This window comes from Streptomyces sp. NPDC047117 (assembly GCF_040643545.1).
GTDB lineage: Bacteria > Actinomycetota > Actinomycetes > Streptomycetales > Streptomycetaceae > Streptomyces.
Genome location: NZ_JBEYUN010000012.1, coordinates 61,250 through 87,325 on the forward strand (window position 1 = coordinate 61,250; position 26,076 = coordinate 87,325).

The 26,076-nt window shown below is 74.0% G+C and carries 19 protein-coding genes and 1 pseudogene; 6 read left to right on the plus strand and 14 right to left on the minus strand.

Annotated features, from left to right (window positions below):
* Window positions 1-14: 14 nt before the first annotated feature.
* Genes ABZ840_RS23240 through ABZ840_RS23260 form a run of 5 tightly spaced genes read right to left on the minus strand, consistent with a single transcriptional unit; the run spans window position 15 to window position 6,071 of the window.
* Window positions 15-1,055, minus strand: a complete 1,041-nt coding sequence (locus ABZ840_RS23240; protein ID WP_361562017.1) for a 2-hydroxyacid dehydrogenase — start codon at window positions 1,053-1,055, stop codon at window positions 15-17.
* A gap of 29 nt (window positions 1,056-1,084) precedes the next feature.
* A complete protein-coding gene (locus ABZ840_RS23245; RefSeq protein WP_361562018.1) occupies window positions 1,085-1,711 on the minus strand; it encodes a histidine phosphatase family protein in 627 nt (208 codons plus the stop codon).
* Window positions 1,708-3,210 carry an FGGY family carbohydrate kinase gene (locus ABZ840_RS23250; RefSeq protein WP_361562019.1) on the minus strand — a complete coding sequence of 501 codons (1,503 nt, stop codon included), beginning with the start codon at window positions 3,208-3,210 and terminating at the stop codon, window positions 1,708-1,710. The genes ABZ840_RS23245 and ABZ840_RS23250 overlap by 4 nt, the downstream gene beginning before the upstream one ends.
* Window positions 3,210-4,736, minus strand: a complete 1,527-nt coding sequence (locus ABZ840_RS23255; RefSeq protein WP_361562020.1) for an FGGY-family carbohydrate kinase — start codon at window positions 4,734-4,736, stop codon at window positions 3,210-3,212. Before ABZ840_RS23255 ends, ABZ840_RS23250 begins: the two co-directional genes overlap by 1 nt.
* Window positions 4,737-4,739: 3 nt before the next feature.
* Window positions 4,740-6,071, minus strand: a complete 1,332-nt coding sequence (locus ABZ840_RS23260; RefSeq protein ID WP_361562021.1) for an MFS transporter — start codon at window positions 6,069-6,071, stop codon at window positions 4,740-4,742.
* A gap of 303 nt (window positions 6,072-6,374) precedes the next feature.
* On the opposite strand from ABZ840_RS23260, the pseudogene ABZ840_RS23265 reads away from it, so the two are divergent.
* Window positions 6,375-7,055, plus strand: a pseudogene (locus ABZ840_RS23265) (DeoR/GlpR family DNA-binding transcription regulator); the annotation flags it as partial.
* Between the two features lie 14 nt (window positions 7,056-7,069).
* Here the strand turns inward: ABZ840_RS23265 and ABZ840_RS23270 are convergent.
* Entirely contained in the window at window positions 7,070-8,101 is a 1,032-nt protein-coding gene (locus tag ABZ840_RS23270) for a DMT family transporter (RefSeq protein ID WP_361562022.1), read from the minus strand.
* 130 nt (window positions 8,102-8,231) lie between these two features.
* Between ABZ840_RS23270 and ABZ840_RS23275 the strand changes: the two genes are divergently transcribed.
* Window positions 8,232-8,846 carry a TetR/AcrR family transcriptional regulator gene (locus ABZ840_RS23275; RefSeq protein ID WP_361562181.1) on the plus strand — a complete coding sequence of 205 codons (615 nt, stop codon included), beginning with the start codon at window positions 8,232-8,234 and terminating at the stop codon, window positions 8,844-8,846.
* 23 nt (window positions 8,847-8,869) lie between these two features.
* Here ABZ840_RS23275 and ABZ840_RS23280 read toward each other — a convergent pair whose 3' ends face one another.
* Entirely contained in the window at window positions 8,870-9,748 is an 879-nt protein-coding gene (locus ABZ840_RS23280; protein WP_361562023.1) for a GvpL/GvpF family gas vesicle protein, read from the minus strand.
* 300 nt (window positions 9,749-10,048) lie between these two features.
* On the opposite strand from ABZ840_RS23280, the gene ABZ840_RS23285 reads away from it, so the two are divergent.
* A complete protein-coding gene (locus ABZ840_RS23285) occupies window positions 10,049-10,636 on the plus strand; it encodes a hypothetical protein (RefSeq protein ID WP_361562024.1) in 588 nt (195 codons plus the stop codon).
* Between the two features lie 36 nt (window positions 10,637-10,672).
* Here the strand turns inward: ABZ840_RS23285 and ABZ840_RS23290 are convergent, their stop codons facing one another.
* Window positions 10,673-11,110: a GNAT family N-acetyltransferase gene (locus tag ABZ840_RS23290; protein WP_361562025.1), complete on the minus strand. Its 438-nt coding sequence runs from the start codon at window positions 11,108-11,110 to the stop codon at window positions 10,673-10,675.
* Window positions 11,111-11,533: 423 nt separating this feature from the next.
* Here ABZ840_RS23290 and ABZ840_RS23295 point away from each other — a divergent pair, with 423 nt between their 5' ends.
* Entirely contained in the window at window positions 11,534-13,474 is a 1,941-nt protein-coding gene (locus tag ABZ840_RS23295) for a maleylacetate reductase and hydroxyquinol 1,2-dioxygenase domain-containing protein (protein ID WP_361562026.1), read from the plus strand.
* A 4-nt stretch (window positions 13,475-13,478) separates the two neighbouring features.
* The gene (locus tag ABZ840_RS23300) at window positions 13,479-15,254 is read left to right on the plus strand and encodes an FAD-dependent monooxygenase (protein ID WP_361562027.1); all 1,776 of its coding nucleotides are present in this window, start codon (window positions 13,479-13,481) and stop codon (window positions 15,252-15,254) included.
* A gap of 49 nt (window positions 15,255-15,303) precedes the next feature.
* Here ABZ840_RS23300 and ABZ840_RS23305 read toward each other — a convergent pair whose 3' ends face one another.
* The 5 genes from ABZ840_RS23305 to ABZ840_RS23325 form a co-directional block, all read right to left on the minus strand.
* Window positions 15,304-15,753 carry a hypothetical protein gene (locus tag ABZ840_RS23305; RefSeq protein WP_361562028.1) on the minus strand — a complete coding sequence of 150 codons (450 nt, stop codon included), beginning with the start codon at window positions 15,751-15,753 and terminating at the stop codon, window positions 15,304-15,306.
* 146 nt (window positions 15,754-15,899) lie between these two features.
* Window positions 15,900-17,120 carry a type III PLP-dependent enzyme gene (locus ABZ840_RS23310; RefSeq protein WP_361562029.1) on the minus strand — a complete coding sequence of 407 codons (1,221 nt, stop codon included), beginning with the start codon at window positions 17,118-17,120 and terminating at the stop codon, window positions 15,900-15,902.
* Entirely contained in the window at window positions 17,117-18,892 is a 1,776-nt protein-coding gene (locus ABZ840_RS23315) for an IucA/IucC family protein (RefSeq protein WP_361562030.1), read from the minus strand. Before ABZ840_RS23315 ends, ABZ840_RS23310 begins: the two co-directional genes overlap by 4 nt.
* A gap of 107 nt (window positions 18,893-18,999) precedes the next feature.
* A complete protein-coding gene (locus ABZ840_RS23320; RefSeq protein WP_361562031.1) occupies window positions 19,000-20,778 on the minus strand; it encodes an IucA/IucC family protein in 1,779 nt (592 codons plus the stop codon).
* Window positions 20,775-21,962: an ATP-grasp domain-containing protein gene (locus ABZ840_RS23325; RefSeq protein WP_361562032.1), complete on the minus strand. Its 1,188-nt coding sequence runs from the start codon at window positions 21,960-21,962 to the stop codon at window positions 20,775-20,777. The genes ABZ840_RS23320 and ABZ840_RS23325 overlap by 4 nt, the downstream gene beginning before the upstream one ends.
* 278 nt (window positions 21,963-22,240) lie before the next feature.
* Here ABZ840_RS23325 and ABZ840_RS23330 point away from each other — a divergent pair, with 278 nt between their 5' ends.
* Window positions 22,241-23,017, plus strand: a complete 777-nt coding sequence (locus ABZ840_RS23330; protein WP_361562033.1) for a GNAT family N-acetyltransferase — start codon at window positions 22,241-22,243, stop codon at window positions 23,015-23,017.
* A 1-nt stretch (window position 23,018) separates the two neighbouring features.
* Here the strand turns inward: ABZ840_RS23330 and ABZ840_RS23335 are convergent, their stop codons facing one another.
* Complete coding sequence (locus tag ABZ840_RS23335) at window positions 23,019-26,054, minus strand: glycoside hydrolase family 38 C-terminal domain-containing protein (RefSeq protein WP_361562034.1); 3,036 nt, start codon at window positions 26,052-26,054, stop codon at window positions 23,019-23,021.
* Between the last annotated feature and the right edge of the window lie 22 nt (window positions 26,055-26,076).

A 26,076-nucleotide genomic window follows, 5' to 3' on the forward strand; every position in this document is an offset into this window, starting at 1 on the left:
GGCGGGCCAGGTGGTCAGCGGTGCTCCAGCACCTCCGGGTTGGCGCAGTGGGCCAGGGCCTCGCCGCGGACGAAGCGGCCCACCTCGGCCCCCACGATCCGGGCGGCCTTGTGGGCGACGCCCTGGCTGCCGCCCGCGATGTGCGGGGTGAGCACGACACCCGGCGCGGTGAGCAGCGGCGACCCGGCGGGGACCGGCTCCTCGGGGAAGACGTCGAAGCCGGCGGCGGACAGCCGGCCGGTGGCGAGCGCGTCGCACGCCGCGTCGTAGTCGAGCAGCGCGCCGCGGGCGCAGTTGACCAGTACCGCCCCCTCGGGCATCAGGTCCAGCTGCTTGCGGCCGATCATCCCGGTGGTCTCCTCCGTGACCCGGGCGTGCAGGGAGACGATGCGCGAGCGGCTCAGCAGCTCCTCCAGCGACACCTGCTCGGCGACGCCCGCCAGCCGCTCCGGATCGGCGTACGGGTCGTGCACCAGGACCGTCGCGCCGAGCGCGAGCAGCACCGTGGCGACCCGGCTGCCCACCGCGCCGAAGCCGACCAGGCCGACGGTGGCGCCCTCGATCTCGATCCCGCAGTTGCCGTAGTCGAAGTAGTCGCCGCGCCAGACGCCGCGCCGCAGATCGGTGTGGACGTCACCGAGGCCGCGGGCCGCGGCGAGGATCAGCGCGAGGGTGTGCTCCGCGGTGGCCACGGCGTTGCGGCCGGGGGCGTAGCAGACGGCGACGCCGTGCCGGGTGGCCGCTTCGAGGTTGGCGTTGACCGGGCCGCCCCGGCTGGCACAGAACAGCTCCAGGTCCGGGCAGTTGTCGAGGATGCGCTCGGTGAGCGGGGCCAGTTGGGTGACGCAGGCGCGGACGCCCTGGAGCGCCTCGATCATCTCGTCCTCGGTCCCGGAGGCCTCCTGGACCTCGGCGACCGGGCCGAAGGGGGTGTGCGGCCAGGGCAGCAGCAGCTCGCGGACCTCGGCGGCGCCGCCGGTCGCGGCGGTGACCTGCTCGGTGAACAGGCGGGGCAGGACGAAGTGGTCGCCGGCGGCGAGGACGGTGGTGGACATGCGTGGTCTCTCCGTGGGTGCGGTGCGGGTCAGTGGGTGCCGGCGGGGGACACGGCACAGGGGGCGTTCAGACGCAGCAACGACGCCTGACCGCGGCGGAGGCGCAGCTCGGTGAGCGCGCCGTTCTCCAGGGCCGGGAAGACCCTGCGGTAAGTGCCGAGGGGAATGCCCAGCTCGCGGCAGAGCAGCAGGCGGACGAGGGTGGAGTGGGCGACGACGAGGACGCGGCCGTCCGGCAGCTCCTCGGCGAGACCGGTGAGGCAGGCCGCGGCCCGCGCCGCGGCCGCCGCCGGGTCCTCGCCGCCGGGCAGATGGTGGGCGACGGGGTCGGCGAGGAACGCCTCCAGCCGTTCCGGGAACACCTCCCGCATCTCGGTCCGGGTCAGCCCGTCACCGCGCCCGAAGTCGACCTCCACCAGGCGCTCGTCGGTCCGCAGCGGCAGGCCGAGGGCGCGCGCGGCCGGGTCGGCGGTGAGCCGCGCCCGGGACAGCGGGGACGAGATCACCGCGTCGATCCGCGCCCCGGCCGCCCACGCGGCCAGCTCGGCGGCCTGCGCGTGGCCCCGCTCGGTGAGGGCGACGTCGGTGCGCCCGGCGTAGCGGTTCTCCGCGTGCCAGACGGTCTCGCCGTGGCGTACGAGAAGGAAGTCGGTCACTGCTGGGCCTTTCTGACGGCGTAATCGGCCAGGTCGGGGCCGATTCGGCCGCGGTCGTTCAGGGCCGCCACGAACGCCAGGTAGGCGGGGCGGAAGCGGGCGGTGCGCTCGGGGTCGGGACGGTGTTCGGCGCGTACGCGGACCATCGCGGCGGCGGCGTCGGTCAGCGGGGTGCCGTCGGCGGTGGCGGCGAGCACGGCCATGCCGAGGGCGCCCTCGGCGTGCTCCGGCAGGGTGACGGTCCGGCCGAGCACGTCGGCGCGCAGCTGGTTCCAGTACGCGTTGCGGGTGCCGCCGCCGGTCAGGGTCAGCGGGCCGTCGACCGGGGCGCCGAGGCGGTCGAGGTAGTCGAAGCAGAGCCGTTCGAGGCAGGCGACGCCGAGCAGCCGGGCGTGGAAGCGCTCCGCCTCGTCCGCGGGGTCGCCCAGGACGAACGGCTCCGCGTCGGGCGCCCGGAAGGGGAACCGCTCGCCGCCGGTACCGGCCAGCGGATACGCGACCGGGTCGTGACCCGCCGGGGCCGGCCTGCCGCGTACGGCCCGCTCGGTGAGGTCCGCCAGGTCCGCGCCCGGGAACTCGCGGGTCAGCGCGCCCGCGCCACTGCTGGACGCGGCGCCGGGCAGCCAGGTGTCACCGGGACCGCGGTGGCAGTACACGAGCCCGCCGGGGTCGCGGACCAGGCGCGGGCTGACCCCCTTGAGGACGAGCGTCGTGCCGAGGACGGAGTTCCATGCGCCGGGGGCCAGCGCACCGGCCCCGATCTGCGCGGCGCAGCCGTCCGTCATGCCCGCGACGATCTCCACGCCCTCGGGGACGCCGGTGGCGCGCGCCGCCGCGGCGCACACCGTACCGAGCACGGTCCCGGGCCGTACCACCTCCGGCAGCAGGGAGTCCGGTACGCCGAGCGCGGCCAACTCCTTCTGCGGCCAGCGCTCCGCGAGGAGGTGGTAGCCGGTCTTCAGCGCGTGGCTGGCGTCGCTCGCCACCTGATGCCCCGCCAGCCGCCAGGTGACCAGATCCACCTGGTGCAGCAGCCGGGTGCCCGGCGCCGTGGCGGCCGCCGAGTGCTCCAGCAGCCACACCAGCTTCGGCAGCGCCCACGAGGGCTGCATGGTGCGGTACCCCAGCTCCTCCCAGACCGCCGCGCCCGCCTCGTTGACCCGTACGGCCTGCGCTGCGGCGCGCCCGTCGTCGTACATCAGGCCCGGGGTGAGCGGCGTGCCGCCCGCGTCCGCCAGCAGGATCGTGCCGGACGTGCCGTCCAGGGCGAGGGCCGTCACACGCGCCGGGTCGATGTCGGCGAGGGCTTCGCGGCAGGCCGCGGCGAGCGCGTGCCACCACTCCTCGGGGTCCTGCTCGTGGCGCTCGCCGGCCCGGCTGCTGTGCAATGGGCGGGAGGCCGCGGCCAGCACCCGGCCGTCGGCGTCCACCGCGACGGCGCGGGCGCTCTGGGTGCCCAGGTCGAGGCCGAGCCGGACGGGATCGGCGGGGCGGGGCATCAGATCTCCTCCTTCGGTGCGTGCGGTCGCGCGGCCTTCGGCGCGTGCGGCTGCCACCCGGCCTCGCGGGCCAGCGCGCGCCAGGACAGAAACGCCGCGTACCGCTCGGTGTAGAGCGCGGCGCGCTCGGGGTCGGGCTCCCAGGCGGGGCCCATGTGGACGTACTTGTCGGCGGCCCGGTGCATGCTGGACTCGGCGCCGGTGAGGACGAGACCGGTGAGGAAGGCGCCCTTCGCGCCCAGCTCGGTGTCGGTGGAGCGGGTGGTCGGCACGCCCGTGACGTCCGCGATCAGGCCGCACCACGCGTCGCTCCGCGCGCCGCCGCCGCACAGCCGCAGCTCGCTGACCTCCGTACGGGAGGCGGTGAGCGCGTCGCGCAGGGTGAGCGAGAGCCCTTCGAGGACACCGCGGGCGATGTCGGCCCGGGAGTGCTCCAGGCTCAGCCCCCAGAAGGTGCCGCGGGCCCGCGGATCCAGGAAGGGCGCGCGTTCCCCGGCGGGGGAGAGGTACGGCAGGAAGGCCAGGCCGTGGGCGCCGGGCGCGGAACGGAACGCCTCGGCGCACAGCTCCTCCGCTCCGGACAGGCCGAGCACCCCGGCGGTCCAGTTCAGGACCTCGGTGCCGGAGAGGGTGGGGAAGGCACGCAGGACGCGTTCCCGGCCGCGGTAGGCGATGTTGATGCCGCTCGGCTCGCCCGTGGTGTCCACGGCCGTACGCACCACCTCGGCGCAGAGCGTGGTGCCGAGGATGGCGCACGCCTGGCCTGGATTGACCACGCCGATGCCGCGCGCCGTGGCGGCGATGTCGTACGGGGCCATGACGACCGGCAGCCCGGCGGGCACGCCGAGTTCGGCGGCGGCCGCCGTGGTGATCTCGGCGATGCGCCGCTCGTCGCCGACCACCTCGGGCAGCAGCCCCGCGTGCCGGCGGAGCCCGAACAGGTCGATGACCTCCTGGTCGTACGCGCCGGTGGCGTGGTCGAGGAAGGGCGCCGAGGCGTCCGACTCGTCCATCACCCGTTCGCCGGTGAGCCGCAGGAAGAGCCAGCCGGCGGCGGTCAGGGCGGTCGCGGAACGGGCCAGGCGCGCGGGGTCGTGCGCGGCGAACCAGGTGAGGATCGCGTTCGGCAGGCCCGCGAAGGTGAGCGACCCGTTGCGGCGGAAGGCGTCCGCCAGCACCCCGGCACGCTGCCATGCGGTGACCGTGTCAGCGGCCCGGCCGTCGGACCACAGGACGGCGGGGCCGGTGGGCCGCCCGGCCTCGTCCACCAGCCAGCAGCCGTCGCCCTGAGCGGTGAAGGTCACCAGCCACACCGGCTCCGCGCCCCGGTCCCGCACCGCGGCCAGCGCCTCGCGCACGGTGTGCACCACCGCGCCCCACACGGCGTCCATGTCCTGCTCGGCCCACCCCGGGTGCGGGCGGTCGACCTCGGTGGCCCGCCGGGCGACGGCCACCTCGTGGCCCCCGGCGTCATAGACCACGGACTTGATCAGCGAGGTGCCGACGTCGATGGAGAGTACGGACACGGGTCACACTCCTTCGGAGGCGCCGACGGCGGCCGGAGCGGCCGGGACGGGAGGCGGTACGTCGCGTTCGGCGGGCGTCCGCAGCCACAGGGCCAGCACCCCGCTCAGCGCGTACAGACCGGCGAAGATCCAGATCACGCCCTGCACGCCGAACGGCCCGAGGAACACCGCGACCAGGGCCGGGCCGACGAAGGTGCTGGCACCGGCGCCGAGGTTGAGCGCCGCCATCGCCTGGCCCTTGTGCGCCGGGGCCAGCGACGGCATCAGCGCGGAGAGCGGCACGTACCCGGCCAGCGTCGCGCCGAACAGCCCGGCCACCAGCAGGCACAGCGCGTACTGCCCGCCGAGCGCGGTCGGCACGTAGTACAGCAGCAGCGAGGTGACCGTACAGCCGAAACCGCCGCACCAGGCGACCGTGCGCCGCCAGCCGAACCGGTCCCCGAGCGCACCGAACAGCAGGTTGAAGACGATGTTGACCGCGAACATCACGGACAGCAGGCGCAGCCACTGCGCCAGGCTCAGCCCGATGGTCTGCGTGAAGAAGGCCGGAAGGCAGACCAGGAAGCCGAACTCCGGCACCGTATTGATCATGCGGACCACGGCCCCGGCACCGATACGCGGATTGCGCCCGAGCAGCGCCAGGCTGCCGAACAGCGTCGCCATCGGGCGCTCACCGGCCGGCGCCAGCCGCGCGAAGCCGGTCCGCTCGCGCACGAGGAACAGGGCGATCAGGCCACCGAGGACGACCAGTCCGAGCGAGAACCACAGGGTGCGGTAGGCGCCGATCTGCGGGACGAGGAAGCTCGCGGTCAGTGAACCGAGCGTCGGCAGCCCGCCGGTGAACGCGAACCAGAACCAGCCGACCGCCGTGCCCAGCCGCCGCTCCGGCGCCGTCGCCGCGATCCACACCAGGAAACCGAACGCGAAGAGGGGATAGCCGATGCCGCGCAGGCCGTAGCTGAGGAGCAGCAGCGGATAGTTCATCGAGGGCACCGCGATCGCCAGCATGAGCACCTGGAAGCCGATCCAGGCTCCGAACCCCGCCATCATCACCCGGCGCGGCCCCCACAGGTCCGACAGCGCGCCGGAGAGCCACGCGGCGACGGAGGCGGTGATGCCGTACACGGTGAACAGCATCGCCACCCGCTGCGCCGACAGGCCCTCCTGCGCAAGATACGGCGAGAGGTACCCGGACTCGACGCCGTCACCGATCATGAAGACGAGCACGCCGAGGAAGCCCCAGGCGAGCCCGCGCGGCATCCCGAGCCGTTCGGTCCAGGCGGGCCGCCGCTCCGCGTCCGGCGGCCCGGCAGATGTGGGAGCGTCACTGGCCACCACGGCACCTCTTCCCTCATACGGATCTTCCAGCGGCACGGACCGTTCCGCGCTCCTGACCGGCGTGGCCGGGCCCGTGCGGCACTGATGCAACGCGGGCCCCGCCGAGCCGGTCAACGCCCGCCGGCCGACCTCTCGTGAGGCGGCCCGGCCGCCGGGTGAAATCCGCCGGCGGCGGGCCTGAGTACCGCGGGCTTAACATGGCGGCAATGCGGCGTGAGCTCGGCATTTCCATGCTGACCTGGGACGCGGGCACAGCTCCGCCGTGTGACATCCGCGTGAAGTTAACGAGAGGTTCCCGCAGTGACCGAGGAGCACGGCAGCACGCCCGGCGGCGCCGCGCGGCGGGAGGACATCCAGCACGACCGGCAGCGGCGGATCCGCGAACGGGTCGCCGCCGAGGGCTTCGTACGCACCGCCGACCTCGCGCGCGAGTACGCGGTCAGCATCATGACCATCCACCGCGACCTGGACGTCCTCCAGGCACAGGGCTGGCTGCGCAAGGTCAGGGGCGGCGCCTCCTCCCTGCCCTCGCTGCTCTTCCACGGCGACCTCAGCGAGCGCATGGCCGCCATGAACACCACCAAGCACCGGCTCGCGCGCGCCGCGCTGCGGCTGCTCGCCCCCGGCCAGACCGTCATGATCGACGAGTCGACGACCTGCCTCGCGCTGGCCCAGCACCTCACCGAACGCCGCCCGCTCACCGTCATCAGCAACTTCCTGCCGGTCATCAAGCTGCTCGCGGGCGAGCCCGGCATCAGCCTGCTCGCGCTGGGCGGCGCCTACTACCCGGCGTACGACGCGTTCCTCGGCCCGCACACGGCGGAGGCGGTCCGCTCCTTCCGCGCGGACGTGCTGTTCATGTCCACCACGGCCGTCACCGGCGACACCTGCTACCACCAGTCGCAGGAGACGGTGCAGGTCAAGCGGGCGCTGATGGACCGGGCCTCGCGCCGGGTGCTGCTGGTGGACCACACCAAGTTCACCCGCCAGGGCATCTACGCGCTGGCCCCGCTCACCGACTTCGACACCGTCCTCGTCGACGACGCCCTGCCGGTCGCCGAAATCCGCCGCATGCGGGACCTCGGCGTGCCGGTGACGACGGTCCGCGGCGGATCCTGACGCGGCCCACCGCCCCGGCCCGCCCCACCGGAGCCGCGGTGGACCACGGCGACCGCGACGAGCCCGAGGGCGAGGCCGGCCGCCGTCCGGAGCGAGAAGGGCTCGCCGAACATCAGGGCGCCCCACACCGCGGTGACCGGGGCCATCAAGAACATCAGCGTGTTGACGGCGGTGACGCCGCGGCGGCGCAGCACCAGCCAGTACAGGCCGTAGCCGCCGAACGTCGCGAACACCACCAGCCAGCCCACCGCGAGCCAGAACGACGCCTCGGGCGGCGGGGCCGCCGCCCCCGTGCACAGGGCCAGGACGCTGAACACGACCGCGCTGGCGGTGCAGTGGACGGTCAGCGGGACGGCCGGTTCGAAGCGTGTGCGCGAGCGGCTCTCCAGGAAAGTGGCGGCGACCAGCGCCAGCATGCCGAGGAACGGCACGGCGTACGCCCACCACGGCACGCCCCCGGCCGGGCCGCCCGGCGACCCGCCGGATGCCGCGTCGGCCAGGGTGACCACGGCGACGCCCGCCGCGCCGAGCCCCAGCCCGAGCCACTGCCGCCGCGAGACGTACTGGTGCAGCAGCGGCCCGGCCAGCGCCCCCGCGACCAGCGGCTGCACGCCGTCGATCAGTGCCGTGGTGCCGCTGGACACGCCCAGCTGGATGGCCGCGTAGACGCTGAGCAGATAGCCGCTCTGGGAGAGCACGCCGATCACCGACTGCCGCGCCAGGTCGCGGGCGGTCACCCCGCGCCAGGCGGCCCGCCGAACGACGGCGACCGCCAGCAGCACCACGGCGAGCGGCAGGAAGCGCCACATCAGGATCGTGAGCGCGCCCGCGCTGCCCGCGCCGAGTTTGGCGCCGATGAAGCCGGAGCTCCAGGTGAGGACGAAGGCGGCCGACAGGAGGAGGTTCATACAGGCTCCCGGTGAGTAAACAGATCGGTATACTTCGCTGATTCGACCGTACTATACAGATCGGTATAGTGAAGGGGTGAGCGCGAACGAGAGCACGACGGACACGACGGCGGCGGTCGAGCGCATCCCCATGACGCCCGGCGCGCGCCGGGTACGGGACGCCGCGGCACGGCTGTTCTACGAGCGCGGCATCCACGCGGTCGGCGTGGACCTCATCGCCGCCGAGGCCGGAGTCACCAAGAAGACGCTCTACGACCGCTTCGGCTCCAAGGACCGGATCGTCGTGGAATACCTCGCCGACCGCGACGAACGCTGGCGGGCCTTCCTGGACGACCGCCTCGCGGCCGCGCCGCCGGACCCCGCGACGCAGATCCTGACGGTCTTCGACGCGTCACGGGAATGGGCGGGCGAGCACAGCGGGCGCGGCTGCAGCATGGTCAACGCGCACGCCGAGATCAGCGACCCGGCCCACCCCGCGTACGCCGTGATCACCGGCCAGAAGGCCTGGATGCTGACGCTGTTCACGCGGCTCGCCCGGGAGATCGACCCCGGCCGGGGCGAGGACCTGGGGCGCATGCTGATGCTGCTGCACGAGGGCGCCCTCGTCACGCACGGGATGGAGGTCTTCCCCGACGCCCTGGGCCAGGCCCGCCGCCAGGCGGAGACACTGCTGGCGGGCAGTGCGCCCGGGGGTGCGGCCTCGTCCGCACGTGCGGACCAGGACCCGCAGAACGAAGGGCGGTAGTCAGGAACGAGGCGGGACGGCGCTCAGTCCCACAGGTCGGGCAGCTCGTCAGGGTCGGCGAACGAGTACGGCGCCCAGGGACCGGTCAGCTCGATGTGCAGTTCGGGACAGCGCGCGACCAGCCCGCCCACCGTCTCCGCGAAGACCCCCGCCGCCTCCCGGTGCACCAGATACGCGCTGTCCAGCAGATTCCGCCCGTGCGGATACGGCGCCCCGGAAATGGGCGAGGTCCAGTACGCGGAAGTGGCACAGGAAGCCGCCGCGCCGGGCAGCACGCCGTGCGGACAGGCGTCCCACCGATGGTGCACCCGACTGCACTCGGCGACGTCCGCCAGCGCGTGGTGCGCCGCCCGCGCCAGCTTGTCCACGGGCTCGCCGGCGCCGTCCGCCAGGGCCGCCCCGTCACCGTCGCCCGCCGCCCAGGCGCCCGCCGCGTCGTCCGCGTACGCCTTCACACCCCACTCCAGCCGCCCGTCCAGCCGCGTCAGCAGCCGCTCGTACAGGTCGGCCCGTTCGGTGAGCACCCGGCGTACCTGCGCCTCGCCGTGGTGGACGGTACCGATGCGCAGCGGCAGTACGCAGACCGTGGCGGCCGCCTCGTCGACGACCCTGCGATGGGCGTCGGCGGCGTCCTGCGCCGCCTCGGCGGGCGACATGCCGGCCGCACCGGACGCCCGAGGGAAACCGTCGCCACCCCACACTCCACCAGGACCGCGCGGCACCGACACCAGCGCGGCCAGCGGCCCTTCCGGCACCACGATCACGGTCCCGCCATCGGCCCCGGCCAGCCCCGGCCGGGGCCGGAACCCTCTTCGCACGATGGCGTGCGCGTACAGCGGACCATCGACCGGGGCATGAGGAGGCTCTGCATGCGGAGGGTCCGCGTTCGGGCGCGCGGTCATCGGCACAGTCCTCTCCGAGCGTTCTCGCGTTCGAATTCCTGGCGGTACGAGTACCGGCCCCCGGTCACCGCAAACCACCGCCCGAACCCGGCCGGCGCGCGGAGGCGCGCCCGGCCCGGAGACGGGCTAGCCTGCTGACAGGGCCACTCGGCGGCCGAAACGTGAGCAACAACGCACTCATATGCGCATTCCCCGGCTCTCATCCGGCACCTTCCGCGGAAATGGGGGTAGCCGGACTACAGAGCGACACGGGGGAGCGGAGAGAAGAGGGAGCGCAGCGAGCCGAGGGAGGCGGCAGCCATGCAGCACATCGGCGGGCGATGGCGGTGGCGGCGGTGCCCGCTGCGCCGCCGGTGGGACGTGATGGACGCCTGGCTGGGCCTGCTGACGGCCCTCGCCCTGCTTCTCGGGGTACCGGCCGTCGGCCTCTCCGCCGGCCTCGCCACCTACGGAGCCCAGCGCGTCGAGCGCGCGGAACAGCTCGCCGAACGCCGCACGTTGACCGGCCGCCTCCTGGAACCCGTACCGGCCGACCCCTCGGCCACCGGCTTCACCGCCGGCATCGACCGCATACCCGCCAAGGTCCGCTGGACCGGACCCGACGGCCAACGCCACACCGGCACCATCGATGTCGAGACCGGCACCCGCAAAGGCGCCGCCGTCACCGTATGGACGTACCGCGACGGACGCCTCGCCGACCCGCCCATGACCACCGCCCAAGCGGCCGACGACGGCGTCGCCGCCGGCCTCGGCACCGGCATGGCGCTCGTCCTCGCCCTCCTCGCCGTCCGCTGGGGCGGCCGCCGCTACCTGGACCGCGTACGCCTCGCCGAATGGGAGCGCGAATGGGCCCGCGTCGGGCCCCGATGGGGACGCAGCCCCATCTGAAGTCATGAAGTCCTTGTCTGAAGTCGTTGCCTGAAGTCACTGCCGGCTCCGCGCCCGGCGGCCCGTCATGTGCCGGCAGCGTGCGCCGCGCGCGAGGAACGGGGCCGGGAAGGCGACCGCGGTCTCCTCGGCCATCGCCGCGAAGAACCGGCGGCCGTCCGCCGTCTGCCGGGAGGTGTACCAGCGGTACGCCCCCGCCGGGGCGAGCGCGCGGTGCAGCGCCTCGCGGGCCAGACCGTGGCCCCGCCAGTGCTCGGCCACGGCGATGTTGCGGATCCAGCCGCGCCGGCACTCGTGGCACAGCTGGTAGTCCAGCCGGCCCACGGCCCGCCCCGCCGCGTCCCACATCCCGATCTCCCGGCGCCCGCCCGGCACCGCGGGCCCGGTCTGCCGATAGCTGACGGAGGCGGCATCCGGAACCGGCCCGCCGCGAGCCGACGGCACCCGCCACGGGGGCACTCGGTGTGACGCCATCGCGTACCTCCGCCGTCTCGGCCGCACCGCCATGATCTACAGGCTTGTAGAGTACGCGCGTCGTGGGAGGGGGCGGGGCGGGACGGGGGAGAAAGCGGGGGCGGGAGCGGTGGGGGCGGGGCGATGTCAGTACCCCCAAGTACTGTGTTGAGAAGGGGACCTCGTCACCCCCGTGGGGGAGAAGGCGGGCGGAAACGGTCCGCCGCCCCCGCCACCCCCACGGCCCGCCGCCCCGCCCCGCCCTCCGCAACTCCCCCTCCCCACCCCCTCGCCCCGCCCCCCCCGCGTTTCCCCCCACCGCGGCAGGGCATGATCATTCCGGCGTCGGGGCGGTGGTGCGGTCGATCCGCGATGCTCCACCGTCACTGCCACTACTGCCGTTACGCGGCGTCCCGTTCACCCGTCGGAGTCGGAGCGAGTCCTATGCGCGCATTCACCTACGCCGGCCACCCCACCCGGGTGGTCTTCGGTGCCGGGACGATCGGCCGCCTGCCCGAGGAGCTGAGCCGCCTCGGCGCCACGCGTGCCCTGGTCCTCAGCACGCCGGGCCGGGCGGATCTCGCCCAACGGGTCCGGGAGCTCCTGGGCCCGGCAGCCGCCGGGGAGTTCACCGGTGCCGCCATGCACACCCCCGTCGAGGTCACCGAACATGCCCTGGCCGTCGTGCGGGAGTCGGCCGCGGACTGTCTGGTGGCGGTCGGCGGCGGGTCGACCACCGGGCTGGCCAAGGCGCTGTCCGTACGGACCGGGTTGCCGCAGGTCGTCGTGCCCACCACGTACGCCGGTTCCGAGGCCACGGCGGTGCTCGGCGAGACGGAGAACGGCGTGAAGACCACCCGCTCGGCCCCGGAGATCCGGCCGGGCACGGTGCTGTACGACGTCGACCTGACCCTCGGCCTGCCGGTGCCGGTCTCCGTCACCAGCGGCATCAACGCCATGGCGCACGCGGTCGAGGCGCTGTACGCGCCGGAGACGGACCCGGTGACGGATCAGCTCGCGCTGCGGGCCATCGAGTTGCTCGCGGAGGCGCTGCCCCGGATCGCCGACGGGCCCGGCGACCGGGCGGCGCGTGCCAACGCGTTGGAAGCCGCCTGGCTGGCCGGGACCTGTCTCGGCAGCGTCGGCATGGGCCTGCACCACAAGCTGTGCCACACCCTCGGCGGCTCCTTCGGACTGCCGCACGCCCCCACGCACACTGTCGTCCTCCCGTACGCCATGGCCCACAACGCGCCCGCGGCGCCTGACGCCATGAGCCGCATCGCCCGCGCGCTCGGTGCCCCGGACGCGCCCACCGCCGTCCACGACCTGATCCGCCGCCTCGGCGCCCCGACGAACCTCGCCGACCTCGGCCTGGCGGCATCCAAGCTGCCGCGTGCCGCCGAACTCGCCACCGCCACGCCCTGTCCCAACCCCCGCGAGGTCACCCGGGAGGGGATCGCGCAGCTCCTCGCCGACGCCTTCGAGGGCCGCCGCCCGGCCCCCGCCGAGCCCCTCGCGGACTCCCTGCACACCCTCCTCGGACAGGTCACCGCGAGTCTCGCCGGTGCGCCCGACGCCCGGGTGCGGCAGTTGCTCACCGACCTCACCCGCCGGCTGCACGGCTTCGTCGCCGACAACGACCTCAGCGACGACGAATGGCGGTACGCCATCGACTTCCTGACCCGCACCGGGCAGCAGTGCTCGGACACCCGGCAGGAGTTCATCCTGCTCTCCGACACCCTCGGCATCTCCAGCGCCGTCGATCTGCTCACCAACTCCCGTACGGCGGAGAGCACCCCGTCGGCCGTCCTCGGACCGTTCTACGTCGAGGGGCCGCCGCCGCTGCCGGACGGCGCGGACCTCGCCGAGGGGCTGACCGGTACGCCGATGTACGCCTCCGTGCGCGTCACGGACCTGGACGGGAAGCCGCTGGCGGGTGCGGTGGCCGATGTCTGGCAGTCCAACGAGGACGGTTACTACGACGTCCAGCTGCCCGACATCGACGGGCCTCAGCTGCGGGCCCGCTTCCGGGCCGACGACGAGGGCCGCATCCGCTTCCGCTCCATCCTGCCCTCGGAGTACCCGATCCCCGAGGACGGTCCGGTGGGGCGGATGCTGGCCGCGGTCGGGCGGCATCCGTACCGCGCCCCGCACGTCCACTTCATGATCAGCGCGCCGGGACGGCACACCCTCGTCACCCAGCTGTTCGTCGCCGGCGGCGCCCACATCGACGACGACACCGTCTTCGGCGTCAAGGACGCGCTGGTCGTCGACTTCCCCGAGCATCACGGCCCCACCCCCGACGGCCGTCCGGCCGACGGTCCGTGGCGTTCCCTCGACTACACCTTCCGCCTCGCCCCCGCACCCACCCCCGGAGACCGGTAAGAACATGACCGACCGCACCACTCCCGACTCCGCCTACGACACGGACGTCCTCGTCGTCGGCAGCGGACCCGCCGGGAGCAGCGCCGCCCTGCTGCTCGCCACGTACGGCATACGCACCACCCTGGTCAGCAAGTACGGCTGGACGGCCGACACGCCGCGTGCCCACATCACCAATCAGCGCACCCTGGAGGTGCTGCGCGACCTCGGCATCGAGGAGCAGGCGCTGGCCGCGGGCACCCCGCAGCACCTGATGGGTGACACCGTGCTGTGCACCGCGCTCACCGGCGACGAGATCGGCCGCATCCGCACCTGGGGCACCGGTGACGACCGGCTCAGCGAGTACGCCGCCGCCAGCCCCTGCCCGATGACCGACCTGCCGCAGCACCTTCTGGAGCCGATCCTGGTGGGCAACGCCGCGGCGCGCGGCGCCAAGGTCCGCTTCGACACCGAGTTCGTCCGCCTGGAGCAGGACGGGGACGGTGTCACCGCGTACCTGCGCGACCGGCTGCGGGGCGATGAGTTCACGATTCGGGCGCGCTACCTGGTCGGTGCGGACGGTGCCCGCAGCCGGGTCGCCGAGCAGGCGGGCCTGCCCATCGCCGGGCAGGAGGGCAAGGCCGGCAGCATGAACATCGTCTTCCGCGCCGACCTGAGCGCCCATGTCGCCCACCGCCCCAGCGTCCTGTACTGGGTGATGCGTCCCGGCGCGGAGACCGGCGGTATCGGCATGGGGCTGGTACGGATGGTCCGCCCCTGGAACGAGTGGCTGCTGACCTGGGGGTACGACATCGACGAGGCGCCCCCGGAGATCGACGGCGCCGAGGCCCGGCGGATCGTCCACGACCTGATCGGTGACGACTCGATCGATGTCGAGATCACCTCGACCTCGTTGTGGACCGTCAACCACACCTACGCCACCCGCTACTCCACCGGCCGGGTCTTCTGTGCGGGCGACGCCGTGCACCGCCATCCGCCGTCCAACGGCCTCGGCTCCAACACCTCCGTGCAGGACGCCCACAACCTGGCCTGGAAGCTGGCGATGGTGGTGCGCGGCCAGGCGGGCGAGGGGCTGCTCGACACCTACACCGCCGAGCGCGCGCCGGTCGGCCGGCAGATCGTCGACCGCGCCAACCTCAGCCGCGATCAGTTCGGCCCGATCTTCCAGGCGCTGGGCATCGGCGGCGGCGCCGACCAGGAGGGCATCGCGGGCGCGCTGGCCGCCTGCCGCGCGCCGGACGCCGAGGGCGCGCGGCGGCGGCGCGAGCTGGACGCGGCGATCGAGTTGAAGAACTACGAGTTCAACGCGCACGGTGTGGAGCTGAACCAGCGGTACGTCTCGGCCGCCGTCCTCGACGACGGCGGTCCGGCGGAGGAGTGGCCGCGCGACCGGGAGCTGTACCACCAGCCCAGCACCCGGCCCGGCGCGAAGCTGCCGCACGTCTGGCTGACGGACGCCGGCGGTCACCGCGTCTCGACCCTCGACCTCGTCGGGAAGGGCGGGTTCACGCTGGTCACCGGCGTCTCTGGGGCCGTGTGGGAGGCCGCGGCGGAGGCCTGTGCGGCCGGGCTCGGCATTCCGCTCCGTACGGTGCGGATCGGCTCGGACGCCGCCCGGGACGCGTACGGGGACTGGCGGCGGATGTGCGGCACCGACGAGTCCGGCTGTCTCCTGGTCCGTCCCGACGGCTGTATCGCCTGGCGTCAGGAGAGTGCGCCCGGTACGGAGGACGAGACGCGGGCCGAGCTGGGCAAGGCGCTGGCGTTGGTGCTGCAGCGCTGACGGTGCATCATGGTGCCGGCGGTCCGACGGGCCGCCGGCACCGCCGCTGTCAAGGGATGTAGCGGGTGCGGTCCGTGCACAGCGACCAGATGACGAAAACGCCGAGCGCGATGCCGACCGTGGCCCAGATGGGCTGGTACGGCAGCCACATGAAGTGCGCGATCACGTACAGGCCCGCCAGCACGATGCCGGACGTGCGGGCCCAGCGGGCGCCCTTGAGCAGGCCGAAGCCGGTGATGGCCACGACGATGCCGAGGACCAGGTGGATCCAGCCCCACACGGTGGTGTCGAACTCGTAGACGTAAGTGCCGGTCAGCTCGTTGCTCAGCAGGTACACCTGGTTCTTGGCGATGCCGGCGATGCCCTCCAGGACGCCCAGGACCCCGGAGACCAGCATCAGGACCCCGGCGAAGAGCGTGCCGCTGGCGGCCCAGACGTTCTCCGGGCCGTGCGCCCGGGGCTGCTTGGGGCCCGCTGCGTGGGGTGCTGCCTGCGACATGGTGGCTCCCCTCCGTGACATACGGGTGCGAATGTCGTCGGTCCAGCGTCGTCCCGCCGCGCCCCGGTGTCCACCGGATACGTCGCCGACCGCACGAACCCGGTCCCGGACGGGCACGCCCCACTGGACACCGGGACCGGACGGCCTCAGCCTCCTTCGGGCGTGCCCAGGAAGTGGAAGCCGGGCCGCGGGTGCATGAGGAAGTCGTGGTGCGAGATGTTCCAGGCGTAGGCCCCGGCCATCCCGAACGCCACCCGGTCACCCGCCCGGAGCCCGGCTGCCGGTACGTGCCGCGCGAGCAGGTCCTTGGGCGTGCACAGCTGGCCGGTGAGCGTGACCCGGTCGCCGTTGGCCGCCGGGCGGGGCCAGGGATGCGGCCAGGGCGTGCCGGTGGGCAGTACCGTGCAGGGCTGGTCGTGGCCCTTGGTGGCGGGGGTGCGCAGGTGGTGGGTGCCGCCCCGCACGACGGCGAACTCCTCGCCGTGGCTGCGCTTCACGTCGAGTACCTCGGTGACGTACCAGCCGCAGTACGCCGTGAGGGCGCGGCCCGGCTCGATGCGCAGGGTCAGGCCGGGGTGGGCGGCGGTGAGCCGGGCCAGGCCCGCGCCGTACGCAGTCCAGTCGAAGCGGGCCGCCGGGTCGGTGTAGTCGACGGCCATGCCGCCGCCGACGACCACCTCGGGGAGCGGAACGCCGTGGCGGGCGGCGAGTGCGGTGGCCCAGGTGATGACCGCCCCGGCGACCGTGAGCAGTTCCGACGCCGCCAGTCCGCTGGCCAAGTGGGCGTGCACGCCACGGAGTTCGAGCTGCGGGTAGGTGTCGTCGGCCAGCAGGCGCACGGCCTCGTCGGCGTCGGCGGGGTCGAGGCCGAAGGGGGCGGGGCGGCCGCCCATCGCGAGCGGGACGCCGTCCAGGGAGCCGTCGTCGACGGGCAGGTTGACGCGCGGCAGAACGGCCACGCGGTGGCCCGGGGCGTGCCGTGCGGCGAGGTGGCCGAGCAGGTGCAGCTCGTGCAGGCTCTCCACGTGGAAGCGCTCGACGCCGGCGGTCAGCGCTCCGGCCAGCTCGGCCGGGGTCTTGCCGGGGCCGCCGAAGGCCAGGGGGAGGCCGGGCACGGCCTTGCGTACGTGCGTCAGCTCGCCGCCGGAGGAGACCTCGTAGCCGTGCACGTACGGGCGCAGCGCGGCCAGGATCTCCGGTTCCGGGTTGGCCTTGGCGGCGTAGTACAGCTCGACGCGGTCGGGGAGGGCGGCCCGCACGTGGGCGGCGTGGTCGCGGAGCGCCGCCAGGTCGTAGCAGTACGCGGGGAGGTCCTCGGGGCGCAGGGTGCCGACGTGTGCGCGGACCGCGGGGGTGGGTTCGGTCATCGGGCGGTCCCCGTGGTGGCGGAGAGGACGGATTCGGCGAGCGGGGAGGGCAGTGCGACGTAGCGGGCCGCGCGGTCGGGCTTGCGCGCCCAGCGGGTGAGCAGGTTGGCCTTGGCGGGCAGGGGTACGCCGGCGAGCAGTGCGGCCAGCCGGGGTGGGCAGCCGTGGCGGTCCGCGTGGCGCCGGAGGGTGCGGCGTACCTCGCGCCACAGTTCGGCCTCCATGTCCGGGTGGAGGTCGGCGAGCGTGGCGACCAGTTCGGCGACGTGGTTGACCAGCAGGCAGTACACGACGCGGTCCCAGCCGCGCTGTGCGTCGTAGGTCAGCGGCCCGGCGACCTCGACGGGCAGTGCGGCGAGGGTGTCCGTGTGCCGGTCGTCGACGAGTTTGGTGCCCTCCAGGTCGCGGAGCAGTACCTGTGCGGGCATGCCGTCGCCGTCGACGCAGATCAGCACGTTCTGCAGGTGCGGTTCGAAGACCAGGCCGTGGTCGAAGTAGGCGGCCAGTACCGGCGGGATCAGCAGGTCGAGGTAGGCGGCCCACCACTTCAGTGCGGTGGGCTGGTCGGTGCCGGCCGGCAGCCGGGAGAGGTGCGCGGGGCCTGCCGGGTACTCGTCGGCGACGGCGGCGGCGAGCAGGGGTGTGGTGCCGGGCAGCAGCCGCCGGGACAGCCCCTCGCGGACGATGACGCCGAACCCTTCGAGGAGCGCGGTGTCGGTGGAGCCGTCGGGGCCGGGGAGGTCGAGGCTGCGGTAGGCGGGTTCGCGGAGCACGGCACAGCCGGGGAAGCGGGCGGTCAGGTCGTCCAGGACGGGCGCCAGCAGCCGGGTGAGCGCGACGGCGCCGGACAGTTCGTAACGGGCGTTCTTGCGCAGGCAGTTGGTGATCCGGACGTTCAGGCTGAACTTCAGGAAGGTGTCGGGAGTGTAGAGGGTGCGGACCGAGGCGGTCGCGGCGTAGGGCACGTCCCCGGTGCCCAGGACGCGGATGTCGTCGCGGGCCAGCGCGGCCCGGAGCCCCGGGTGGTCGCGCAGCAGCTCGTACTGCCAGGGGTGTGCGGGCAGCAGCCGGTACCCGTCGGGGACCGGCGCGGCGGCCGCGTCCAGCGGGCCGGCGGCGTCCGGCGCCGCGGTCTCCTCCGCGATGAGGTGGTCGCGTACGGCGAGGAGCAGCAGCGGGAAGGTGCCGCCGGTCTCGGGCGCGTACTCCTGCCAGGCCTCCGGGTCGCCGGTGCGGGCCTTGGGGGTGGGGTGGAAGCGGTGGCCGAGGACGAGGGACTGCTCGGAGGCCACGTAGGTGTCGCACCAGTCGCCGGTGCCGTGGCGGGCGTCGTCGGCGTCGTCGGGGGTGCGGGCATCCCGGGCGGCGAGGGCCGCCGTGGTCGCCCGGTGGCCGGCGGCGACCTGGGTCAGGAACTCGTCGTTGGTGACGCCGGTCCGCAGGGTCAGCTCCGCGTGCACGTACTCGGCCAGCCGGCGCCAGCCGATCTCGGTCCAGCCCTCGCGGTCGCGTTCGGCCACCGGGCCGGTGAAGCGGTGCGCGCCGGTCAGCGAGGTGCGGCGCAGCGCGACGCGCAGCCGGACGCCGCGGCGGGGGAGTCGCAGCAGCAGGTGGCCCCGGTCGACGGCGGTCTGGTGCTCCGGGCCCGAGACCTCGCGGAGCAGGCAGTTGAGCAGGGTGTGGGCCACGGCGTCGTCGGCGGTCGGCAGTCCGGTGGGGGCGGCGGTGGGCGCTTCGGTCCGTCCGGTGGCGTGATTGGTCAGCGGGGGCATCAGGGGCTCCTGCGAGTAGCGGGAAGACGGGGGAAGGGGGCGGGGAGCCACGGCGGACGGGCGGGTGCGCCGGCGGGCACCGGGGCCGCTGTGCGGTGCGGCGGCGCTCACCGGACGCCCGCCGTCGGCAGCAGGTAGTTGGGGCCCGTGGTGTAGTGCTTGTTGATGTCGGCCGCGCCCGAGCGCTCCTTCGTCAGCAGCGTGCCGGCGCTCACCATGGCCTTGACCGGCAGGCTCGGGGCGGCCAGCAGCCGGGCGCGCAGGACGGCGCCGGGCTCTCCGGGGCCGGTGCCAAGTCGCTCGACGGCCTCGGCGAGCCGGTCGCGGACGAGCGCCAGCAGCCGGTCCAGCGGGGCCCGCCCGTGCCGTGCCAGCCCGAAGGCGTAGGAGCCGGCGCACAGGTGGACGGTGATGGTGGTGAACACCTGGCACACCGGCCCGTCGCTGTCGCCGCAGATCCGCGGGTCGGCGAAGTCCGCGGGGCCCGGCGCGTCCCGGCCCAGCCGGTCCCGCAGCCGTACGGTGTTGATCCGCGGCCCGTCGTTGTCCTTGAACAGCAGCCGCAGCCGGGTCCCGCGCGGCCCCGTCCGGTCCAGCACCAGCGACACGTTCTGCTGGTGGGACTCCAGGCCGATGCCGTAGCCGAAGAGCGTGGTCTGCCAGTCGAACAGCAGGGTCAGGAAGGCGTCGAGCAGGGCGAGCGGGTCGCCGCCGTAGAACCGGTCGGCGAGGTGGTCGATGATCAGCCGGCCGCCGGGGGCCGGGGCGAGCAGCGCGGCCAGCGGGACGACGGTGCTCCCCGCCGGCCCGGCGGGGTAGCGGCGGCACAGTACGGCGAGCAGCTCGTGCCCGGCGTGCGCGTACACCGTCTCGTCGGCCTGGAGCACCGACTCCCGGAACCGCGGCTCGCGCGCCAGGATCGTCTCCAGCAGCCGCTGGCCCGTCGCCCCGTCGAGGAGGGTGCCGGGTTTGATGGTGCGCCGGTTACGCAGCCCGAGCGTCGCGGTGGCCAGCGGCAGCTTGAGGTGCAGCAGCGGGTCCGCCGCCAGCGCCACCGTGCGCATCGACAGGGTCGGTACGGCGAGCGGCCCCGGGCGCGGGGACAGCACCGCCTCTCCGGCCAGCCCCGCCTCGCGCAGCGCGGCATCCAGCGGCGCCCCGACCGTCAACGGGTGCACGGGTAACGCGAAGTGAGTGGCACTCTGCTCGGCGGCGTCCGGGGCGTCGACGAGTGGCCAGTGTCCGTCCGCGCCGCCCGCCACGGTGACCGCGGTACGCGGCAGCAGCAGCCGGCGCAGCCGGAACCGCGGGTGGAACTCCGGTGCGTACGCCCGCAGCCCTGCCTCGTCCAGGCCGGCGCGCCCGCGCGAGGCCGGGTACACCGGGTGGTCGAGGCGGGCGGCGAGCGCGTCGTGCGCGAGCCCTTCGGCCGGGCCGGTCCAGTGGGCGGGATCGGGGCCGTACCGGTCCGCCAACGCGGTGGTGAGTTCGTCGTGCGTGGCGGTGTGCAGGCGCAGTGCCGCCAGGGCCTCCCGGCACTCCGCCGCGAACGCGTCGAAGCCGTCCCGGTCGAGCGGGTCGGCGAGCGCCCGCAGCGCGGCGAGGACCTCGTCGGTTCCGGTCAGCCGGGCGCCGTCGGACTCGCGGACGAGCAGCGGCAGCCGCGCCGCGTACTCGGCCTGGTAGCCGTCGGGCGCCAGCGGCAGGAGCAGTGCCTCGCCGGTGCCTGCGGGCAGCCGCAGCCACGGTCCGTCCGGGCGGTCCAGGACGGTGCCACGGGTCCGCAGGCCGACCACGTCCTCCCGCAGCAGCGCGCTCAGCACCCGCACCAGCAGCGCGCGCTCCTCCGGCGCCCGGTCCGTCCCGGGCCCGGCCGGGGCGGTCACCGGGTGATCTCCCAGCGCTCGGTGGCGAAGAACGCCTCGACCGCCCGGTCGACGGCCCGCTGGTCGCTGCCGATGGCCCGCAGCGCGCCGAGGTAGTCGCGGTTGGTGCGGTGGTGCGGCTGCTCGGTGCCGATCGCGCGCAGCGGCCGGTACGACAGGCGCACCCCGTCGGCCGTACGGTCCTGCGCGGCGGGTGCGGCGGTGAGGGTGCCGGCGCGGTCGGCGAGGGCGTACCACACGCCCGCGGCACCGTCGGTCCGCGCCCCGAGGCCGGCGGGCAGCGGCTCGCCCAGGTGGGTGCGGAGGATGTGCGCGAAGAGCGGTACGTCGAGCACCTCGGCCAGCAGCAGGTCGCACTGGTCGCCGATGGCGCGGTAGTTGACCTCGATGAGCCGGGCCCGGCCCTCGTGGACCACGAACTCGGTGTGACAGGCGCCGAACCCGACACCCAGCGCTTCCAGTTGGGCCAGTACCTGCGCCGTGACCGGCTCGGGGTGGGCGGCGACGAACGCGAGGCGCTCCTCGATGAAGGTCGGGGGAGCGGAGACCGCGGTGTGGAAGCCGCCGAGGACGTGCAGGGACCGGCTGTCACCCAGGGTCTCCAGGGTGTACAGCTCGCCGGGCAGGTACTCCTCGGCGACGAGCGTCGCCTCCGGGCGCCGGGCACGTATCTCCTTGACCCGCTCCACCAGTTCGCCGGGCCCTTCCGCCAGTACGACGTCCTCGCTGGCCACCCCTTCGCGGGGCTTGACGACACAGGGGTACGACAGGCCGGCGGCCAGTGTCTCCGCGTCCTCGCCGGGCGCGAGCTGCGCGGACCGTACGGTGTCGAGGCCGGTGGCGGCGAGGTGGCGGCGCATCTCGGCCTTGTCCTTGGCGCGCAGCGCCGCACGCCAGTCCTTGCCGGGCAGCCCGAAATACTCGGCGGCCAGCGCGGCCTGGGTCTGCAGGTGGTCGCTGTTGGTGAAGATTGCGTCGCCGGGGCCGAGCGCGGCGATCCGCCCGATGACCGCGCGGACGTCGTGGACATCGCACTCGACGAGCTCGGCGTCCGGATACCTTCCGCGGTGCGCTGCGGGCCGGTCCGTCAGCACGGTGACGTCGAGGCCGAGCCGGGCGGCGGCGGGCAGGAAGCCGTCGGTGACCGAGTCGGTGGGGTTGAGTGCGAGCACATGCATCCGCATGAGAGGGCCCCTTCTGGTCCGGGGTGGTGCGGGACGGCGATGGGAGCCGGCCAACGGGGCTTCGGTGGCTGGTGGTTCGTTCATCACCACGCGTCGTTACGTTAGGTTAGGCAAACCTAAACCTGCAACCGAGGTGGTGCGAATCGGCGAACCAGCCGCTTCCGCACCTGCAGCGAGGAGCGAACCGCAGACTGCCTACCCGCCCGCACCCCCGCAACCACACGTTGCGGGGCGCAAATTCGGTTGTCCGGAAGCATGCTCCTTGCTGAAGTGTGCGGATGAATCACGAATCGGTGCTTGCGGAGTACGACCGGCGCATGCGGCGGGACGCTCGGCCGGACGGCCCTGGTGCCCGGGTCGAGCGGGTGGACGGCGTCGTCCGGCAGACCGCCGGCAGCGCGGACGGCTGGAACGGTGTGCTCTGGTCGGACCTCACCACCGCCACCGTGGACGCCGCGATCACCACCCAGATCGCGCACTTCACCGCGCTCGGCCGCGCCTTCGAGTGGAAGCTGCACGCCCACGACCGCCCGGCCTGCCTCGCCGAGCGGCTGCGCGCCGCGGGCTTCGTGCCCGAGGACGAGGAGACCCTGATGGTCGCCGAGACCGCGGCCCTGCCCACCGCCGTCGACCTCCCGGACGGCATCCGGCTGGAAGAGGTCACCGGTCCCGCAGGTGTGGACCTCATGGTTGCCGTCCACGAACAGGTCTTCGGGCCCGGCGCCCGCTTCGCCACCCAGCTCCTCGACCGGCTCGCCGAGGCGCCGGAGACGGTGGCGGCGGTGGTCGCGATGGCCGGCGACACCCCGGTGAGCGCGGCCCGCGCGGAACTGCCGCCCGACGTACCCTTCGCCTCGCTCTGGGGCGGCGGCACCCTCCCGGAGTGGCGCGGCCGCGGCCTCTACCGCGCTCTGATCGCCCACCGCGTCCGCATCGCCGCAGCCCGCGGCCACCGCTACCTCCAGGTCGACGCCTCCGACCAGAGCCGCCCCATCCTCCAGCGGCTCGGCTTCGCCGCCCTGACGACCACCACGCCCTACGTCTACGGCGACTGAGTCACCCCGTGGAGCGGGCCAGTCGCAGGGTGACGATCTCGAAGGGGTGGAGTGCCAGGTCCAGTACGCCGTCCCCGCACTCCTCCCCGCCGTCCCCGGCCGGCCGCTCCAGCAGATCGCACCGCACGGCGGACGCCACGGGGAACCCGCAGCTCAGCCGGGTACGGACGCGTCCGCCGCGGGCCTCGTGCAGGCGTACCACCACATCCCCGCTGCCGTCGTCCGCGAGCTTGACCGCCGTGACGGTGACGGCGTCGTCGGCCACCGACACCAGCGGCTCCACCGCCGCCGCGCCCGTCACCCGACGCTCCGGCAGGTTCAGCGCCCAGCCCTCCCGCACCGCGTCGCCGAGGCCGGCGCCCGGCACCAGCGCGCAACGGAAGCGGTGCACGCCCTGGTCGGTGCGCGGATCGGGGAAGCGCGGCGCCCGCAGCAGGGACAGCCGTACGGTCGTGATGGTGCCGCGGCCCGTCTCCCGAGCGGCGCGTGAGGCGTCGTACCCGTATGTCGAGTCCGTCACCAGCGCGACGCCCCAGCCCGGCTCCTCGACATGCACGAACCGGTGCGCGCACGCCTCGAACTTCGCCGCGTCCCAGCTGGTGTTGGTGTGCGTCGGCCGGTAGAGGTGCCCGAACTGGGTCTCCGCCGCGACCCGGTCGGCGTGCACATCGAGGGGGAAGGCCGCCTTGAGGAACTTCTCCGTCTCGTGCCAGTCCACCTCCGTCGCGATCTCCAGCCGCGCCGCGCCCGGCGGCAGCGTCAGCACCTGCGTGACGGACGAGGCGCCGAACGTACGCCGGACCCGCACGGCACCGGCCGTACCGCCGTCCACCGCCACCACCTCGTCCGCCTCGACGAGGTCCGTCACCGTGTTGCGGTAGAACTCGTCCACGTCCCAGGCGTCCCACATCGCCGGGAAGTCCTGGTGCAGCTGGAGCAGGTTGGCCGCCTTGCCCGGGGCGAGGGTCTCCCGCCCGGCCCGCAGGTCGTACAGCGAGACCAGCAGGCCCCGGCCGTCGACCTCCGCCCGCAGCAGCCCGTTGTCCAGCACGTAGCCGCCGCCCGCGCGTGGCACGCAGCCGGTGCCGTTCTGCGCCGCCGGCTCGGGCAGCGCACCCCGCGCCGGTACACCCTCCCGGCCGTGCGGGGCCGCGTTGAACACCAGCGTGGTGCCCGCCGCCGGATCGCCCGCCAGCGCCCGCTGTGCGGCGCCGATCAGCTTCTCCAGCTCGGCCGCGACGCGCGCGTACCGCTCGGCCGCCTCCCGGTGCACCCACGCGATGGACGTACCCGGCAGGATGTCGTGGAACTGGTGCAGAAGCACCTCCTTCCACAGCCGGTCCAGCTCCTCGTACGGGTACGGGTGGCCGGCCCGCACCGCCGCCGTCGCCGACCACAGCTCCGCCTCGTACAGCAGATGCTCGCTGCGCCGGTTGCCCTGCTTCGTACGGACCTGGCTGGTCAGCGTCGCGCGGTGCAGCTCCAGGTACAGCTCACCGGTCCACACCGGCGCGTCCGGATACTCCGCGTGCGCCTTCTCGAAGAACTCGGCGGGCTTCTCGAACGTGACCCGTGCCGAGCCCTCCAGGTCCGCCAGCCGCCGCGCCCGCGCCAGCATGTCGCGGGTCGTGCCGCCGCCCCCGTCGCCCCAGCCGGTCGGCGCCAGCGAGCGGGACGCCGCGCCCTTCTCGCGGAAGTTGCGGGCCGCGTGCGCCACCTCCTTGCCCGACAGCTGCGCGTTGTAGGTGTCCATCGGTGGGAAGTGCGTGAACACACGGGTGCCGTCCAGGCCCTCCCACCAGAACGTGTGGTGCGGGAAGGAGTTGGTCCGGGACCAGGAGATCTTCTGTGTCAGGAACCACTTCGCACCGGCCTGCCGCACCAGCTGGGGGAGTGCCGCCGAGTACCCGAAGGTGTCCGGCAGCCACACCTCCTCCGTCTCGACGCCGAACTCCTCCAGGAAGAACCGCTTGCCGTGCACGAACTGCCTGGCCAGCGCCTCGGACCCGGGCATGTTGGTGTCCGACTCCACCCACATGCCGCCCACCGGCACGAACCGGCCGTCCGCCACCGCCTTCTTCACCCGTGCGTACACCTCGGGCCGGTGCTCCTTGAGCCATGCGTACTGCTGTGCCTGGGACATCGCGTACACGAAGTCCGGGTCGTCCTCCAGCAGTGCCGTCATGTTGGACGCCGTACGCGCCACCTTCCGCACCGTCTCGCGCAGCGGCCACAGCCACGCCGAGTCGATGTGCGCGTGCCCCACGGCGCTGATCCGGTGCGCCGAGGCATGCGCGGGCGCGGCGAGCACCCCGGTCAGCGCCTCGCGGGCGCGGGCCGCCGTCCCGCCGATGTCCTGGAGGTCCACCGCGTCCAGCGCCCGTTCCACCGCGCGCAGGATCTCCCACCGGCGCGCCGTGTCCTCGCCCAGCTCGGCCATCAGCTGGCCCAGCACTTCGAGGTCGTGCACCAGCTCCCACACGGTGGTGTCGAAGACGGCCAGGTCCATCCGGGCGAGCTCGTACTGCGGCACATCACCGGCCGTCTCCCGGTCGCCCAGCTCGGTGGGGAGGAAGGGGTGGTAGTCCAGGATGACGGGGTTGGCGGAGGCCTCGACGTGCAGGTGCACCTCCTCGCCGCCGCGCACGGGCGCGCCGATCCGCACCCACTGGTTCCGCGGGTTCAGCCCCTTCACCGGCGAGCCGTCCGGCCGGTACACCAGGCCCTCGCACTGGAAGCCCGGCATGTTCTCGTCGAAGCCCAGGTCGAGCAGGGCCTCCACGGTCCGGCCCGCCCACTCCTCGGGCACGGTGCCGCGCACCGTGAACCAGCTGGTGCCCCACGGCGGGCCCCAGGGCGCGCCGGCCTCGATGGGGGTACGCGGTGCGGCGATGCCCTCGGCGACCGGGACCGGCTCGCCGGGCGCGTGCCACACGCCGACGGTCAGCGGCACCGACTCCGGGTACACGGCGGGCCACAGTCGCTCTTCCAGGACCCGCTTGAGCCGGGCTTCGGTGGTGGTGCGATGGTCGTGCATGACGGGAGGCTCCTCGGTACGG